Origin of the sequence: Flavobacterium sp. N1719, from assembly GCF_025947045.1 — a bacterium.
Classification (GTDB): Bacteria; Bacteroidota; Bacteroidia; order Flavobacteriales; family Flavobacteriaceae; genus Flavobacterium; species Flavobacterium stagni.
Window position 1 is genome coordinate 2776179 of the sequence record NZ_CP109993.1, and the last position, 17796, is coordinate 2793974.

19 protein-coding genes are annotated in these 17796 nt (G+C 34.4%); all 19 read right to left on the minus strand.

Translation table 11 applies throughout. From position 1 onward, the window contains the following. Positions 1-113: 113 nt before the first annotated feature. The 19 genes from OLM45_RS11910 to OLM45_RS12000 all read right to left on the minus strand — a co-directional run bounded on the left by OLM45_RS11910 (position 114) and on the right by OLM45_RS12000 (position 17773). Complete coding sequence (locus OLM45_RS11910; RefSeq protein WP_264510437.1) at positions 114-1202, minus strand: DUF2971 domain-containing protein; 1089 nt, start codon at positions 1200-1202, stop codon at positions 114-116. A gap of 181 nt (positions 1203-1383) precedes the next feature. Then, positions 1384-1815, minus strand: a complete 432-nt coding sequence (locus OLM45_RS11915; RefSeq protein WP_264510439.1) for a hypothetical protein — start codon at positions 1813-1815, stop codon at positions 1384-1386. 177 nt (positions 1816-1992) lie between these two features. Beyond that, complete coding sequence (locus OLM45_RS11920; protein ID WP_264510441.1) at positions 1993-2841, minus strand: hypothetical protein; 849 nt, start codon at positions 2839-2841, stop codon at positions 1993-1995. Between the two features lie 171 nt (positions 2842-3012). Next, complete coding sequence (locus tag OLM45_RS11925; protein ID WP_264510443.1) at positions 3013-3486, minus strand: hypothetical protein; 474 nt, start codon at positions 3484-3486, stop codon at positions 3013-3015. 167 nt (positions 3487-3653) lie between these two features. Next, positions 3654-4295 carry a hypothetical protein gene (locus OLM45_RS11930; RefSeq protein WP_264510445.1) on the minus strand — a complete coding sequence of 214 codons (642 nt, stop codon included), beginning with the start codon at positions 4293-4295 and terminating at the stop codon, positions 3654-3656. Between the two features lie 150 nt (positions 4296-4445). After that, the gene (locus OLM45_RS11935; RefSeq protein WP_264510447.1) at positions 4446-4841 is read right to left on the minus strand and encodes a DUF4288 domain-containing protein; all 396 of its coding nucleotides are present in this window, start codon (positions 4839-4841) and stop codon (positions 4446-4448) included. A 668-nt stretch (positions 4842-5509) separates the two neighbouring features. Further along, on the minus strand, positions 5510-6100 hold the full coding sequence (locus tag OLM45_RS11940) for a hypothetical protein (RefSeq protein WP_264510449.1): 591 nt from the start codon (positions 6098-6100) through the stop codon (positions 5510-5512). Between the two features lie 653 nt (positions 6101-6753). Next, positions 6754-9846, minus strand: coding sequence for an efflux RND transporter permease subunit (locus tag OLM45_RS11945; RefSeq protein WP_264510450.1), 3093 nt, complete (start codon positions 9844-9846; stop codon positions 6754-6756). A 12-nt stretch (positions 9847-9858) separates the two neighbouring features. Then, a complete protein-coding gene (locus OLM45_RS11950) occupies positions 9859-10929 on the minus strand; it encodes an efflux RND transporter periplasmic adaptor subunit (protein WP_264510453.1) in 1071 nt (356 codons plus the stop codon). Positions 10930-10937: 8 nt separating this feature from the next. Next, complete coding sequence (locus tag OLM45_RS11955) at positions 10938-12269, minus strand: TolC family protein (RefSeq protein WP_264510455.1); 1332 nt, start codon at positions 12267-12269, stop codon at positions 10938-10940. A gap of 13 nt (positions 12270-12282) precedes the next feature. After that, positions 12283-12570, minus strand: coding sequence for a hypothetical protein (locus tag OLM45_RS11960; protein WP_264510457.1), 288 nt, complete (start codon positions 12568-12570; stop codon positions 12283-12285). Next, a complete protein-coding gene (locus OLM45_RS11965; protein WP_264510459.1) occupies positions 12567-13028 on the minus strand; it encodes a hypothetical protein in 462 nt (153 codons plus the stop codon). Before OLM45_RS11965 ends, OLM45_RS11960 begins: the two co-directional genes overlap by 4 nt. Further along, complete coding sequence (locus tag OLM45_RS11970) at positions 13025-13414, minus strand: hypothetical protein (RefSeq protein WP_264510461.1); 390 nt, start codon at positions 13412-13414, stop codon at positions 13025-13027. Before OLM45_RS11970 ends, OLM45_RS11965 begins: the two co-directional genes overlap by 4 nt. Further along, positions 13411-14004 carry a TetR/AcrR family transcriptional regulator gene (locus tag OLM45_RS11975; RefSeq protein ID WP_264510462.1) on the minus strand — a complete coding sequence of 198 codons (594 nt, stop codon included), beginning with the start codon at positions 14002-14004 and terminating at the stop codon, positions 13411-13413. The genes OLM45_RS11970 and OLM45_RS11975 overlap by 4 nt, the downstream gene beginning before the upstream one ends. Continuing rightward, entirely contained in the window at positions 13994-14407 is a 414-nt protein-coding gene (locus OLM45_RS11980) for a hypothetical protein (RefSeq protein WP_264510464.1), read from the minus strand. The genes OLM45_RS11975 and OLM45_RS11980 overlap by 11 nt, the downstream gene beginning before the upstream one ends. A 525-nt stretch (positions 14408-14932) precedes the next feature. Beyond that, the gene (locus OLM45_RS11985; protein ID WP_264510466.1) at positions 14933-15427 is read right to left on the minus strand and encodes a hypothetical protein; all 495 of its coding nucleotides are present in this window, start codon (positions 15425-15427) and stop codon (positions 14933-14935) included. Between the two features lie 151 nt (positions 15428-15578). Further along, positions 15579-16073 (minus strand): hypothetical protein, encoded by a 495-nt coding sequence (locus OLM45_RS11990; RefSeq protein WP_264510468.1) that lies wholly within the window; start codon positions 16071-16073, stop codon positions 15579-15581. A 164-nt stretch (positions 16074-16237) separates the two neighbouring features. Further along, positions 16238-16831, minus strand: a complete 594-nt coding sequence (locus OLM45_RS11995) for a hypothetical protein (protein ID WP_264510470.1) — start codon at positions 16829-16831, stop codon at positions 16238-16240. Positions 16832-17020: 189 nt separating this feature from the next. Further along, positions 17021-17773: a hypothetical protein gene (locus tag OLM45_RS12000; protein ID WP_264510472.1), complete on the minus strand. Its 753-nt coding sequence runs from the start codon at positions 17771-17773 to the stop codon at positions 17021-17023. Positions 17774-17796 lie beyond the last annotated feature (23 nt).

The following is a 17796-nucleotide window of genomic DNA, read 5'->3' on the forward strand; positions in this document are numbered from 1 at the left end:
GTCAAAGCGAAACGATTTTTCCTTACTAAGATAAATGTTTTTCGTGTAAACCAAACACCGAACTAGCACATACCAGCCATAGCGGCTAGCGGCTGTTAGTGGCTGGGCTTTTATTATTCTTCATAATATTCCCAATACTCAAATTCTAATTCTCGACCAGACGTTGCTACTGCTGAAAAATATTGAATGTTATGTTTAGAATGCTTCTCAAAGATTTTATAAATTCTCTTCTTTACATTTTCGGGAGTTCTTATGCCAAAATATATACCTGTTAAGCATTCAATTGGGTAATGATTTATTCTTTCTTCTGGCTCTTTTTTGTCACCAAAATTGATTTCAATTGCTCTCCATTCTTTTTCATAAGCCCAAGGCAAAGTTTTAGTAGCAAAAACATTTTCTAATTCATAGGCAAAATAATGTGTCCATCCTTTTGAAAGTCCAATCAAATCACAATCGTATTCGTTATTGAATACTGGTGAAAAATCAAAGAAATTTATATGTGGTTGATTTTCTTGATAAATTACCTTTTTGATTCTTTCCCAAAACATAGTTTGTCCAATACTCCAATTCGACATTTTTTTCAAATATTCTTCCTTGTTTTGAGTTCTTTTTTCACTCATTACATAAGGGAAAAGTCCTGAGTTTTCAAGAGTAAATTCTAAGCAAATTCCTGAATGCTTGCTTGCATAATGTGACCACATTAAAAAATCATTGTTACTTTCTGAAAAGCATGAAGTATGACTATTTTCGAGAAATTTGCTTGCGAGTCTTTTTATCTCTTCTTTGAAACTGAACAAATCTAGTTTAAAAGGAATTTTTTCACTTGTTGATAGTAAAATATTTTCTAAGTCATCAATAGAAATAAAGTTGTTTTCATTTCCGAATTGAGATAATTTTTTGAAAAGAAGAGTTTTATATTCATTTCTCAATTTTTTGTCTTCATTGAATTTCAATAAGTTTTGATTATTAGCAACTTCTTTTGAATTTAATGTTTTTTCGCTGTCGCCAAGCTTTAAAGTTGTTTTGAACAGAAACCATAACAGATTATTAATCTCGCTAATTTTTTTCGGTGTAAAATCTATTCTTGCACTTAAATCTAGGGGATCATTTAATTCTGAATATGAAGCAAAATATATTTCCTGATAATATAATTCTTTAAACAAAAATTCTGTTAATGGTCTATATTTATAAAGTGTTGTCATTCGTAGAAATTGTTCATAAGAAATTCTGGTCGAGCCTTGCCACTAACGTTCCGCCGCTAGCCGACTGTGGCGGAAAAGCGAAACGATTTTTCCTTACTAAGATAAACGTTTTTCGTGTAAACCAAACACCGAACTAGCACATACCAGCCATAGCGGCTAGCGGCTGTTAGCAGCAGCTTTTTTATTCATTAATCTTTTCAAGCCACTTTTTTTTGTTTTCTATTAGTTCTATTTGATCTGCCATAATTTTTCCATCTTTTTCATAGAATTTAAGTTCATTATAAATGTATTCTACAACTCCCTTACTTTTATAATTTTCAGTTGAAGATTCAACATCAATGCTGTCATTCCATATTCTAGATAAAACACAATGAATAATTATTCCCTTTTCAGGATTGTCAAGTAAAGGAATCAATTTATTAGTTATTGATTTACCAATGCTAATAAGCGAATCTGCTTCTTTACTTTCCATTTCTATAACCCAAACATAATGGCATGTTCCATGAAGTTGGCTATTATTTAGATTTTTAATAAGTGAGTCTATTTCAATTTTTTGGGCAGTCATTCCATGATAAAAAAGTACTGTAAAGGCAAAAGTCAATATTTTTTTCATGAGTATAGTTTAAAGTTGCTGCTAACGTTCCGCCGCTAGCCGTCTGTGGCGGTCAAAGCGAAACGATTTTTCCTTACTAAGATAAATGTTTTTCGTGTAAACCCAACGCCAAACTAGCACATATCAGCCATAGCGGCTAGCGGCTGTTATAGGCAGCTCTTCTTATTTCGTCCGTATTTACCAAAGTTTCCACTTGCTCTTTTTTGTCAATTCTTTTATTGTCTGTTTGGTAGTTGAACGAGGTTTTGTCATTTCTGATTTGAATTGTTGGTCAGCAACCTGAATAACCCAGATGTCGAAGTCAGTAACAAAGTCATTCATAGAATTTTTGATGTCGTAATTAATATGAACGTCAATCGTCTCTACTTTTTCAATTAAATGTGCCGTCTGTTTATGCCTGATTGGAAGATACCACTGAACGACTGATTTATTGTCCCAACTCGCATAGTTTATTACAAGAATTTCTGCATTTTCAAAATCCTTTTTTGTCGGTTTGTTCGGTTGGTTTATTCTTGTTGTTGCGATTAGATTATGTCCGCATTCGCTGTCTTTAATTGCTTCTAAAACAACTGCTCCACCATAATTTCCATTTTCAAGTTTAAAAGTCAAACAGTCTCCTTTGTCAAAAACTGGTTGGCGAATTATTTTCTTTTTTCTTGACTTTGCTTTTGGTCTTTCTGTTTGTAAGTCTGCAAGAAATTTTTCAAGAACTACTTTACGCTTTTTAATGTCTTTTTCATCAGCGTCAAGTTGTCGCCATACTTCAAGGTCTGCTCCTGTTTCAACAATCTTTTTTACTCGGTCGAAAATGTCTTTATCGAGTTGTTTACATTCCGATTGTGCTTTTGCCAACGCAAACCAAAAGTTATTACATTCGTCCTTATCGTTAATGGTTTCTTGATTGTCAGCAATTAACTTCTTTGAAATTTCTGCGACGTCAAGTCCGTCATTATACAGGTCGAAAAACTCGCCGTAAATGTCAGCGTAAGTGTCGTTAGATGATATTGCTGTTCCCCAAGCTGCCATGTTTTCTGTGTCGTGTCTGTCTTATAGAGTTGCCTATAACGTTCCGCCGCTAGCCGACTGTGGCGGTCAAAGCGAAACGATTTTTCCTTACTAAGATAAACGTTTTTCGTGTAAACCAAACACCAAACTAGCACATACCAGCCATAGCGGCTAGCGGCTGTTGTGAGCAGTTTAAATACCACCCCATTCTTCAGTTTTGTATATCAGTCCTTTTCTTTCGTTATCATATTCAAAGTAAACGGTTAATCCGCCTCCGTTACTAAAATGAACAGCTCTTTTTGAGTAAGTTGTAGAAAAAGGAATTACGTCCACATAAAACTTTCCTTTTCTATATTGGAGTGGACCGATTCCAACCATTGTTACGTTACCATCATTTTCTCGAATAACTTTTCTATAATCGAAATAGCCAAGATATTTAATTTCAAAACTTTTTATTTTTTTTGGCCAAATTTGACCTATGTGTTCTCCATCTTTCACATATACTGTTTTAACTTTTAAAGAATCTAACGATTCACAGTATCTTTTTAAAGAGAATAGAAAGACATTGTCCAAATTATTTAGTTCATCTGTGTCCAAAACAGTTTGACTGTGGCAATTCCAGTGTCCAATTAAAATTAACATGAAGGTGAAAACTAATTTTCTCATTACACAGGTTTTATAAATTGCTCACAACGTTTTGCGGCTCACACGCAGTTTGTTGGGTTATGGAACTGAGTATTCTCCGCTAGTACTAAAGTAATAAGAAAACGTGAACTTGAATCTTTCACTTAACCAACAAATTGCGTGTAGCCGCTGTTAGCAGATGTTTTTATTTATTTATTGTAATAGCAATCAGGTTTGTTCCATTTCAGCGTGGCGGCAAACTTGGCTTCATCCTCAATTCCAATTAAGTTGAAAATAGGATCTTCATCGCTACTTGGCTTTTTCTGGACTATTAAGTAAAACTCTTCAGTATCAGTTTCGAAATGATTCAGCTCAGGTGCCATTTTCAAGCTTTGAATAACGTTTAATATTTGATCATAGTTTTGAACAATATCTTTTGGAGTATAAAATTTTACTTTGCATAATTTTCCAAGAACTGATTCTGCTCCAACGTCTATTCCAGGTCCAATACCGCCATCACAAGAGTATTGAGTAAATGAATAATTTCCGATTTCATGAACGTAAACATGAGATGGATATCGCACTTTATAAGAACTTAAATCATATAATGAAATTTCTCCTTTGCCGGCAATTTTTAAACGCGCTGAAATCTCTTCAAGTGTTATGTCTTCATGTCCCCAAATATCTACGACTTCAACGCCTTTAATTTTTTCTAAATCACCTTTTATTTCATAGAGTTCATGTTTGTAGAAAAACTCTTTGTAGACAAAGAATGCAATAAAAAGTAATGCCACAAAACTTGAAATTGTAAGCAAAACCACTTTAACAATTTTAATCGAACGATTTGCCATAAAATATCTGCTAACGTTCCGCCGCTAGCCGACTGTGGCGGTCAAAGCGAAACGATTTTTCCTTACTAAGATAAATGTTTTTCGTGTAATCCAAACACCAAACTAGTACTTACCAGCCATAGCGGCTAGCGGCTGTTAGCGGTAGTGCACTTATTCTTTTTTCAACTTTACATTTTCTAGAAGTTCCTTTTCACTGAGAGCAAATCTTTCTGCTCTTCTGTTACTTATGAATCCATAATCTTCCCACATTATTTCACTTCCATCTTGGATATCTTCATAAATTGGAATCAAATTCCCTATTCCAACGAAGATCCATTCCATTTCGATCTTATCGGAATTAATAAATTTAAATTCTGCATCTTTTCCGATTTTCACAGCTTTTTCATAAGCTATTTTTGGTGTTTCGGCTTTTACGATATGGAAATTTCCCCAAGTATTCACACGACGTAAATCTTGATTTTCATTTCGAACAACTGGCTCACATTTTTCAATTATCTCAACGATATACCAATTATTATCTTTTATTGATATTTTTTCTTTTCCCATAGGGTGTTTTTGCATTACCGCTAACGTTACGCCGCTAGCCGACTGTGGCGGTCAAAGCGAAACGATTTTTTCCTTACTAAGATAAATGTTTTTCGTGTAAACCAAACACCAAACTAGCACTTACCAGCCATAGCGGCTAGCGGCTGTTACCGGGAGCCTTGTTTCATACGTTACTGCTACGTTTCGTTTTTCACACAAAATATTTTAATCGGAAACCAAAACACAATCTAAATAAATAAAAAAAACTACTACGCTCTGTTTAGTTAAGGTTGCCGGTAACGTTCCGCCGCTAGCCGACTGTGGCGGTCAAAGCGAAACGATTTTTCCTTACTAAGATAAATGTTTTTCGTGTAAACCAAACGCCAAACTAGCACTTACCAGCCATAGCGGCTAGCGGCTGTTAGCGGGAGCCTTAATTCCTACGTTACTGCAACGTTCTGTTTTTCACACGAAGAAGTTTCAACGGAAACCAAAACACAATCCAAATAAATAAAAAATACTACGCTCTGATTGGTTCAAGGTTGCCGCTAACGTTCCGCCGCTAGCCGACTGTGGCGGAAAAGCGAAACGATTTTTCCTTACTAAGATAAATGTTTTTCGTGAAAACAAAACGTCAAACTAGCACATACCAGCCATAGCGGCTAGCGGCTGTTAGGCGGTGCTTTTCTTTATCGGCTATTTTCTTTATTAAATTCTGATATGAAATTTTCTAATTTATTTTCTTTAATGGCTATCCTCAATATTCCAGTATTGTTTTCAATAAATTCATCCAATATTTTTTTGCTTTCCGAATTCTTTCGAAATATTTTAATTAAATCCGAAATAAGCGTGAATGGCGTTAATAGAATACCTTTTTTTGACCACCAACCAAAGAAAAATGTAATTAGCATTGTATTCAATCGTTTGCTATTAGCACACTGATCACATATTATTAGATTCTCAGTTTTGTCTGTTATAGTAACAAAGGCTGAAATGAGAGTATTGAAACGATAAGCATGTAAATTACTATTTACTAAGCACATGCTACATTTTAATTTTGCGATTTTATTTAAAAGATTTTGTTTTTCTAATCCTTTAAATTTATTTGTTTCATAGTTTACCCATTCAATAAGCTGAATATCTAAATTTCGATTTCTTATTTCCTCATTCAGTATCGGAATAATTTCTCTTCTTAATCCTTTTGAATTAAGCGCAATTTCTTTGATTTTTCCATCATCAAAATTTTTATAATTCTTTCTAATCTCTTCAACTGTCAACATACAATTTATTTACATAGATTTTCATAAAGTAGCGCCTAACGTTCCGCCGCTAGCCGACTGTGGCGGTCAAAGCGAAACGATTATTTCTTACTAAGATAAACGTTTTTCGTGTATTCCAAACACCGAACTAGCACTTACCAGCCATAGCGGCTAGCGGCTGTTAGCGGGAGCCTTAATTCCTACGTTACTGCAACGTTCTGTTTTTCACACGAAGAAGTTTCAACGGAAACAAAAACACAATCCAAATAAATAAAAAACTACTACGCTCTGATTGGTTCAAGGTTACCGCTAACGGTTTGCGGCTTGGCGAAGGTGGCGATTTTCACCACAAAGTTTTATGCGAAGAACCGCACTTCAATTATACAAAAAATTGTCATACGAAGCACTGAACCGCCACTTTTGCCAAACCGCTGTTATAAGCTGGCCTTCTGTCTGTCGAAGTCGTATAGTTGCTGTCTGCCGATGGTTACGCTGTAATTGTCGAGCTACTTTTGTGTCGCCTGTGCGGTTGCGGTTTTAAAATTTTTTGAAGGGAAGGGAATTTTAAAAAATAATTTTTCTTGGGGTGGCAAAGGTGAAAGCTCTTCCCGCAAACTTGGGTTCGTGGGTAGGCATTGAGCGGTTTGCGGGATGTGCTTACACCTGTGTGATGGCTATTTTCTTATGTTAAACTTTTCTTTCGCTGTGTCAACTAAATAATAAATCATCGGAACTAAAAGCACAGTCAAAATTAATGAAGAAAGTAGTCCACCAATGATTACCCAAGCAAGACCGTTTTTCCATTCTGCGGCTGTTCCTGTTGCCATTGCAATGGGAAGCATCCCCACAACCATTGAAAGCGTTGTCATTAGGATTGGTCGCATACGACCCTTTCCTGCAATGATTAAAGCTTCTTTGAAATGTTTGCCTTTGGCTTTTAATTGATTGGTAAAATCCACAATTAGAATAGCGTTTTTCACCACTAACCCCATTAACATAATTAAACCCAATAAGGCGAACAAACTCAAATTGCTTAACGACAAATTCAATGCGAAAAATGCCCCAATTGCTGCTACCGGAATAGAAAACAAAACTACAAATGGATAAACAAAATTGTCATAGAGTGCTACCATAATCAGGTAAATCAGCAAAAACGAAATCAGCAATACTGAGCCTAATGCTCCAAAACTATCATTCTGTCTTTTAATGTCGCTACCCCAAGTCATTTGTATTCCTTTTGGTAGCGGATTTTCTTTTAGATAAGCTACTACATCGTCTGCCACAGTTCCTGATGGTCTGCCTAAAGCATCTGCCGTTAAAGTAACTGCTGGTTGTCGGTCTTTTCGCTCCAGAAGTGAAGGGGAATTAGCTTGTTCAACACTTGCGAATTGTGAAACTTCAATTGGTATTCCCATTGGGTTGATAATGGAAAGTCGTTGAACATCTTCATAATTTTGTCGGTTAAATTCATCTAACCAAATTCGCACAGGATATTCTGTTCCATTTTCGGTTAGTGTGGCATCGTCATTTCCTGTAAACGCTGTTCTTAGGTTCAATCCAACATAAGCGCTTGTTAAACCTAACCGTTGCATTTTATCTTTGTCAGGAATTATTTTGTATTCAGGGCTTCCTGTTTCAACCGATAAGCGAACATTATCCGCACCGGGCATTTTTTCAATAATCGCTTTTAATTCGTTTCCGTTTTTCATCACTTGATTTAAGTTGCTGCCACTTAACGTAATTTCAATAGGTGCCGAACGAGGTATTAAACCCAATGCTGCCATTGAATAATTTATACTCGGAAATTTGGACTTCAGGTCTTCCCGAAGATTTTTCATAAATGTTTCGGTATGTAAATTATTCAACTCCTTTTTAGATTTTAATTGAATGGTAAATTCTGTTTTGTTTGCAGAACCAACACCTAAACTCCCAATGCCTGTGCTTGGTCCGCCAATGTTGCTGAACACTGTTGCCACTTCGGGTTGTTGAATAATGTAGGTTTCAATTTGTTGAGCAATGAGGTTGTTCTGCTGAATGGAAGTAGATTTGTCAAATTCCAATGCCAATCTGAATTTCCCTTGGTCGCCTGTTGAAATTAGTTCTTTACCAATAATTCCTTGTTTCATAATGCCTACAGTCATTACAAAGAGCAACAAAACAATTCCTGTGAAAATTAATTTATGGCTCAAAACCCATTCTAATTGTCTGCCATACCAATTGGTAAAATTTTCTAACTGATGCTCAAACCAAAGCAAGAAACGATTGAAAAAATTAGTTGGTTGTAAATCTTCTTTCTTTCCAATGCGTGAAGCTAACCAAGGAGTGAGTGTAAAACCAACTAATAAACTGGTGAGTGTTGAAGTTACTACAACTACCGAAAACTGTTTGAGCATATCGGCAACAAATACTTGTAAAAACAGAATTGGTAAAAATACCACTACGTCAACTAATGTAATTGACAATGCCGCAAAGCCAATTTCCATACGACCATCCATTGCAGCAGTTCGTTTATCTTTGCCTCTGTCTAAATGTTTTTGAATATTTTCTAATACTACCACAGCATCATCCACCAAAATGCCAATGATTAAAGACATTGCGAGTAAGGTCATTAGGTTTAGCGTGTAGCCTAAAAGCCACATTACTGCAAACGCTGTTACTAAAGAAGTCGGAATGGCCACTATTACAATCAATGAGTTTCTGAAACTTCTTAGGAATAATAGCATCACCAGCGAAACCAATATCACCGCTAAAATTAAATCAAAAACAACGGAATTAACTGCGGCAATCGTATTGTCTGTGCTATCGTCTGCAATAATAAATTTGACATCTGAATTCGTATTTTGTTGCTCAATGGACTGAAATTTTTCACGAACTAATTTTGAAACATCGACAGCATTAGCATCTCCTTGTTTTTTCAGCATTAAACCAATACCGTTTTTGCCATTGTAACGACTTATGGAGGTTGTTTCTTTTATACCATCAATAACATCTGCGACATCTTTCACATAAACCGGACTTCCTAAAACAGGCATCGCCACCTGAACATTTTTAATATCCTCTAAGGTTGTAAACTTTCCCGTTAAACGAACCGAGTTGTTTTCTTTTTCGGTTTGCACTTTTCCGGCAGGTAAGTCTAAACCCGAACGATTAATTGCTTCAACAACCTGAACCATAGAAATTTTATACAATTTCAGTTTGTCTTGATTTATTTTTACTTGTATTTCTCTTTCTTCTCCTCCTAAAATGGTAATTTCTGCTACTCCTTTTATTTGCTGAATTTGTGGCAGATAATCATCTTTCATTTTTTGATAAAACTCGGTAGAAGATAAATTACTTGTTGCACTGATAGACATTATTGGCAAATCATTTGGAGAAACTTTACTCATTACAGGACTTAAAATACCCTGTGGTAAATCTTTACGAATGTTATCAATGTAGCGTTGAGCATCTTGCATTGTTTTATCCAAATCTGTCCCGTATTTCAGATTGGCTATGATGATAGAAGCATTTGGCAACGATTTAGTAACCAAGTAATCTACACCCTCCAAGTTGGATAAAGCATCTTCAATTTTTCGTGAAACGGATGTTTCTACTTCGTTGGGTTCAGCTCCCGGATAAACTGTTTTAATTACAACTACCGGCTGATTAAAGTCGGGCATTAACTCGTAACTCAAATTTTTATACCCGATAAATCCTAATAGAGTAAAAACGCTGAACAGCACTATTATCAGCGAAGGACGTTTGATTGATATTTCTGTAATATTCATTTTTCGCTGATTTTATTTGACAATTACATTTGCACCGTCAAAAAGATTTATAAATCCATTGGTTACAATTACATCACCTTCATTTAATCCACTTGGAACAACTGCTTTGTTCTGTATCTTATTTGATATTGTGATGTTTTGCAAAAAGGCTTTGCCATTTTTCACTATATAAACTTGCGGTTGGTTTTCAGTGCCTTGGATGGCAGAAGACGGAATGATAATTCCCTTTCTATATGTTTCGCTTTTGAGTAAAACTTTACCAAACATCCCTGATTTTATTTTCAAATCTGATGTGTTATTTACCATAAACTGAACAGGAAAACTACTACCAATATTAGCCTTACTACCAATCATTGTAGCTTTACCCGAAAAAGATATTTCGGAATAGGCGTCTGCTGATATGAGATAATTTTGATTTAATTTGAACTTGCTCAATTCATTTTCTGGAACATTTACAGTGAATTTTAAATTTGTAATGTCCGTAATTTGAAGCAATGGAACTCCAGGTGCAGCAAATGCTCCTTCTTCACTCAGTTTTGCCGTAATTACTCCGCTAAAAGGTGCTTTAATAGTGGTTTTGTTTATCTGCTCCAACAAGGTTGCTTTCTGAACTTTTGCAGATTTCAAACCTAACACCGCCTTTTCTAATTGAACTCCTTGAATGGCATCTGCTTTAGATAAAATGGTATAACGGTTTACGTCTGCTTCCAAGCCTTCAATTTGCACTTCAATAGTTTGTAGTTGCAATTTCAGCAATGAATTGTCGAGCTGAATTAAAGTTTGACCTTTACTTACAACGCTTCCAGCATCAACTAAAATATTGTTGATTTTCCCTTGTAATTCGGCACTTATTTTTGTTTCCTTATTGGGTTCAAATGTGCCTGAATAAGAAAATTCTGCATTTACATTTTCAAGTTGCAATGTGTCTGCCTGAACATTAATAGCTTCTTCTTTATCGTATTGATACACTTTACTCTGTGTGACATCTTTGTTGCTCTTCAGCTTGATTACTGCAATGGCAATCAATACCAATGGTATGATAATGTATAATGCCTTTTTAACGATTGACGATTTTGTATTCATTGTAACAATTATTTAGTTGTTGAAATATTTCCGGTTAGCTTTTTTAGTTCTAAATCTGCTTTTAGATACTCAATTACCGCGTTGATGTAAGTTTGTTGTGCTTCACGCAAAGCATTGTCTGCAAGCAATACATCTGTTAGGTTTGCTGTTCCTTGTTTTTGTTGAAGTAAAGTTTGCTCGTAAATTGTTTGTGCCAATTCAATCTGTTCTGTTGTTGTTTCTACTGATTTTTTTGTGACCATTATTTGCAGTTTTGCATTTTCAACCTGCATATTATTTTGTTCGGTGTTCAACTCAAATTGAATTTCACTATTTAGAATTTCAAATCTTTTCTGATTAATCTTTCGTTGCGTAACCGTCCCATTAAATAATGGATAGGATAGTTGAATACCTGCAAAACCGATAGGATAGAATTTTAGAAAATCATTCGGTTTTTTGTCATATCCAAAACCTGTTGTGCCATACATTCCGATAAGATTAAGCGAAGGCAAAAACCTTGATTTGTTTAGTGTGCTTAGTTCACTCGACAATAAGCGGTTTTGAGTTTTTATGATACGAATATCTAAAGTTGATGCAGGTGTATATTCATTTGTATTGTGATATTGAATGTTTGGTTCAATTTGCAGATTTTGTTCAATAGAAATGCCCATAGCAAATTTCAAGGCATTTAAAACTTGCTCGTATTTACTTTTGATGGTTTCCTTTTGAGTGGTTAACTGTGATAGCTGCAATTTTACCTTGCTCACATCTGTTCCTTTGGCAAGTAATTGTTCATTGAGCAATTGCATGTTTTTTAGAAGTTTTTCTGCATTAATCAGATTGCTGTCAATAAATGCCAGTTGATGATGCAAAATCTGAGCATTGTAATACAGATTTGAGATTTCAAAATAGATTTGCTCTTCGGTTTTCTGGTATTGCAATTTTGTTAATTCCGAAGCGATTTTTGTTGTTTGAATAGCCCCATAAACTTGTGGATTATACAATGGCATTGAGAGTTGCAAGTTGGCGTTGATGTTGTGGGGGACGCCAAATTGGGCTTCTTTAAACTGTCCTTCAGGTGCTGTCGGATTAAATGTTGATAGAGGCATTAACTGATAAGGAAGGTTTGTGAAATATTTATAGTCGGCATTAGCAGTTACCTTTGGAATTAAATTCGCTTTCGCTTCTTTTTCTCTTTGTTCACCAATTGCAATATTGTTTCTACTCATTTGTAGGTTTTTATTGTGAACCTGTGCTGTATCTATACACTGTTGCATTGCCCATACTTGGGCTTTAACTGTATGAACTCCTATTATAAGGAATAGCAGTAACGTGTGTTTGTGAATGTTTACTAACATCATTGGTCAAATTTTTTTACTTGATGAGTATTAATTGACTTTCAATTGTTCCTTCAACCCAATGTTTTACCATTGGTTCAATGTGAATATAATCGCCAGAAAATAGTGTTTCCTTAATGCCATTTTCATTTTCAAAAACAACTTCGCCTTCTACGCAAATCAAAAGTGCTGGAGTTTTGGTGATATGTTCTTTTAATTTTCCGCCTTGCAAAATTTGTATGGCAGTTGCATTGCCCAGTTCACTTTTAAAAAGAGAAGTTGCTGAAACTGGTTTTTCTTGTGTGTGTAATCCCTTTATGTTCATTGGAAGTATTGATTAAATGTTGTGAATGAAGTTTGAATATTATGAAATTGTTTTTCTGCTTCGGTTTCGTCTTTAGCTTCTGAAAGTTCTTTTACCATATCAATGTAGGGCAATAGCCACTTATGCAGTTCATCGTGTGCTTTGCCTTTCATTGTGCAATTAGAAGTAAGTAAATCAATGTTTGATTGCAATTTTTCACCTAATGATTTGTAGTCTTTTTGCTCAACCTTAGCATAGGAAACAACATCGTTTTCCATATTGCGAATATGGGTTAGCATATTGGCATCAACTTTCCATTTTTCCCCATTGTTCAGTTCGATGATTTCACTTTCCTCATCGTGCTGATGTTCCTTGTGAGTAACGGTTTCGGTTTGCTCTTTTGGTTTTTCCTTCGAAGTATTGCCACAACTGAAAAGGAACAAACTGATTACTGGAATTAAAATTATTATCTTCTTCATAATTTCTTTTTTGTTATGGTGAAATAGGCAAGGATAGCAAATACAAAGGTTACAGAAATTCTAAAAATCATTGCTCCAACTGTTTTTGTTTCATAAATACCACCTGAATTAATGTGACTTTTAAGACCTATAAATGCTCCAATAAGTATAAGTGTTGAAATTCCTAAGAGTGTAGCTGTCCATTTTTTGTTTTTAATAAAACCATAAGCTGCAAAAAGATATAGAATGCTACTGATGAAATTTGACCAAACCACAAACAGAACATAATTGCCCTCTTTGGCTCTAATACCAAACAAATCAAATATCACGGAAGTGCTTAGAAACAATGTAAGCAAACCAAATCCTGCCAATAATGTGGATAAAATGTATGGAATGTATTTTTTCATTTTTCTATCATTTTTAGAAGTCCGTTTAATACATTTTTCCCATCATTTACTAAATTGGATTTGTTACCCGAAAGTTTCCATTTTAAAACAACCATTCGCATACTGCCCATAATAATTGTTGTAATAGTGTCAGCCCCCAATAGCTTTCCATAAACACCTTCGTTTTGTCCTCTTGTAATAAGTGCGTTAATGTTGTTTTGCATAAGAGCCATCATTGTTGAAACCTTGTCACTTAGTTCTTTATTAAATTGAAATATTCCTTCGGAAAAAATCACGCTAACTATGGCAGGTTTTTGAACAAATGTGTTAAGTTGAGACACAAATACTTTTTTCAAAAGTTCAGAAGGTTGTAATTCTTTATCTTCAATTATTACAGCAAGTCGCTCATTCATTTCTAAAATAAAATAGGTCAATAGTCCTAGCAATATTTCATTTTTACTTTTAAAATGACGATATAATGCAGCTTCAGATAAACTCAGGTCGGAGGCTAAGTTTTTTATCGTTAATTCCTGTATTCCGAATTTATCAATGCGAAGCGTAGCGGCTTCCATTATTTCTATTTGCCTTTCGGTAAAATCTTTATTTTTCATTGGTTAACTTTAAATTAATAAACGAAAAACCTAACCAAATTACAGAAGCAGTCATAGCAATTGCTCCAATTAATACTAATGCAGGAGGCAAGCCAAGATACACCTCAGTTAATATTCCTATTGGCATTAATAATCCTGTAAGTGCCAACCAAGAAATGGCTTTCACGTTTTGAAGTTTGTCTCTGAAATGTAGAAGTAAATAACCAATTAGGATGTTTAGAAAGGCAAACAAGTTACCGTGAACGTGAGCCAGTCTGCTTTCAAAATGTTTCCCGATACTATATGAGTTTACCCATTCTTCCTTTCCCGGAGCAAAGTCACGGAGATAAATAAGTAGAAAACCGTAAGCCATAAAAAGCCCCATTGTCAGGAAGCCTATTGCGATGTTGTTTTTGCCGTTCATTTTACTTGTATTTATTATGTAAGTGAGTATTCGCTCACAAAGGTAATTGAATTATATTCACACCTGCAAGTTTTTTTGAGAATACTTTAAAATATTACGAAAATCATTTGGTGCGTTGGGTAATTGGCTCTTTTGGGGTTTGCCTGTGTGTCGGCTTGTGTGTCGGGGTAAACCCCAAATGTGCCAATGTGGGGAAGCTAAAATTATTTTTTAAAATGTGCGGTGGGAAAATTTTTAAAACCTTGCGTTGGCTTGGGTGTCGGCAAACTGGTCTGGTCGGTGTCAAGTTACAGTGAAATTGTCAACCGAGTTTTGTCGCCCGAAAGTTTGTTTGGAAGTCAAAAGTCTGGTCGTTTTGGTGTCCGCCTAATAGTTGCAATGTTGTCTTTTAGGCTTGCTTATAACGTTCCGCCGCTAGCCGACTGTGGCGATCAAAGCGAAACGATTTTTCCTTACTAAGATAAACGTTTTTCGTGTAATTCAAACGCCAAACTAGCACTTACCAGCCATAGCGGCTAGCGGCTGTTAGTGGCCGTTATTTTTTTTCACAAAGTTGAGTTTGTTAATAACCATAGAATCAATTTCAGTTAAATTAAACTCTTTTTTTATTTCTGTAAACTTATGATTGTTTTTGATATCCTCCAATGATTTTCCAAATTCCCAAAACTGATTTGGTCCAGCATGTCCATGAATTTTAAGTTTTCGGCTATGTTTTTTATCTTTTAAATTGAATGCATAAGTAACACCATCATTAACCGAACTATCAAAATCAATTTTGTCTATTGGAAATGAAATCGAATCTAAAATATTTTGAATCATTTCTCTTTCAGTAGAAGCCAAAATTGTATATGATGTTTGTTCTTCAAAGGGATAAGTATTTATGAAATATAGCGTATCACTCGAGTTGAATTTTAAGTAATATGACTCGCGTATATTCCATTTATAAAAAGTAAAATCTAAGTCTTTTTTGGTTTGGCAACCTATGAAAACTAATATAAAAATTAAAGATAAACTTCTCATTTTGCAGATTTGTTTTATAATGGCCACTAACGTTTCGCCGCTAGCCGACTGTGGCGGTCAAAGCGAAACGATTTTTTCTTACTAAGATAAATGTTTTTCGTGTAAACCAAACGCCAAACTAGCACTTACCAGCCATAGCGGCTAGCGGCTGTTAGTGGCCGTTATTTTTTTTCACAAAGTTGAGTTTGTTAATAACCATAGAATCAATTTCAGTTAAATTAAACTCTTTTTTTATTTCTGTAAACTTATGATTGTTTTTGATATCCTCCAATGATTTTCCAAATTCCCAAAACTGATTTGGTCCAGCATGTCCATGAATTTTAAGTTTTCGGGTATGTTTTTTATCTTTTAAATTGAATGCATAAGTAACACCATCATTAACCGAACTATCAAAATCAATTTTGTCTATTGGAAATGAAATCGAATCTAAAATATTTTGAATCATTTCTCTTTCAGTAGAAGCCAAAATTGTATATGATGTTTGTTCTTCAAAGGGATAAGTATTTATGAAATATAGCGTATCACTCGAGTTGAATTTTAAGTAATATGACTCGCGTATATTCCATTTATAAAAAGTAAAATCTAAGTCTTTTTTGGTTTGGCAACCTATGAAAACTAATATAAAAATTAAAGATAAACTTCTCATTTTGCAGATTTGTTTTATAATGGCCACTAACGTTCCGCCGCTAGCCGACTGTGGCGGTCAAAGCGAAACGATTTTTTCTTACTAAGATAAACGTTTTTCGTGTAAACCAAACACCGAACTAGCACATTCTAGCCATAGCGGCTAGCGGCTGTTAGCAGCAGGTTTTATTCTTCTACTTCGGTAATTCCATATTTGATTCCACATTCGCGAAATATGTCTTTTATAAGATCATATTTTTGTTCACAGTAATCTCCAATATCAAGCCTTTTATCGCTCGTTCTTAGATGATTACAACCAAAACAAATTTCAATAAATCCTAGAATTTTATTATTACTGTCCAGAAAGATTATTGCATTTCTTGGCTGGTAGCACATTGCTTCAGAAATAGCATATTCCTTTCCTTTATGGCTATAATTAAAAATTACATCAGTAAGTTTTTCTATTTGAGTTAAGTTCAAACTTATTTGTTGCTCAAACTCTTTTAAATTGATTGTATCTTGTCCTATTTTTACAGAATCCAAATATTTTTGTAATTCTTCTCCAATCATTCCATTCTTAGTTTTATGAGATACAATTACTATCTGTGTTGTATTACTAAACGGATACATTTTCAAACGATTTTTGAAATCAATATTCCTGCAACGAACACAATTAGCATTGTCTTCATAAATGTTTTGTTTGCTTTTTTTCGTTTGACTGTAAAAACTACAGTAAACAAAAGCAAAGAAAATTATTGATATGATTTTTATTTTCTTCATTAGTATTACTTGTCAAATTGAATTTGAGTTTCTCTTCTACGAAACTTGCTGCTAACGTTCCGCCGCTAGCCGACTGTGGCGATCAAAGCGAAACGATTTTTTCTTACTAAGATAAACGTTTTTCGTGTAATCCAAACATCAAACTAGCACTTACCAGCCATAGCGGCTAGCGGCTGTTACCAGTAGTATTTATTTCAATTCATATAAAACATTATTAAAATCTTCTAAAACGAAAACTTTATCAAATTCTGTTTCTATCTTCAATTCAAGTGTTTTGTCCATTTCAAATGAACTTTCTCCAAGTCCCCCAATTACAAGTAATAACCAATGAGTATCTAGTTCTCTTTCTTTGTAAGCTGCTATTTTATCATTTTTCTTTTTAATTGAGTTTTCAATTATTTCTAAGGAAATTTTTTTTTGCCACCAACCTCCAAAATTTGGATAAATGTTTTTCTGTGAATGTGGTTGAACATATATATGTTCAATAATCGGATTTTCTATAAAGTTATTATTAATAACATATTCTTTAATTACTTTTTTTATAGTTTCAACCAAGTATTCCTTATCTTTTAATTTAAAGTTGACAAATGGTACTATATAACAGCCTGCTAAAAAATTAAGTAATTCAACATCGTCGTTAAGATCTTTTTCTACTAATTCAAAAATATTTTCAAAGAAACCCTCACGCTCTTTTGACTCAAAATCAACAATTATTTGATGTTCGAGTCCAATTTTATAAGTTCCATCAAATAAAATGAAATCAGGTTTTTCTGTCACTTGATGAATTACCATGTTTTCAAAGAATAATAGAAATTTTCCAGTATGACAGATTTCTAAAGTTTTCTTTTTGTCAGGAAACATTTTTAAATGATTATTTATAAGTCTTCCTAGCAGTTTTTTGTCTTCGGTAATGGTTCTGTTAGATTTTAGCACTTTCGTCATAAAATATTACTGGTAACGTGCCG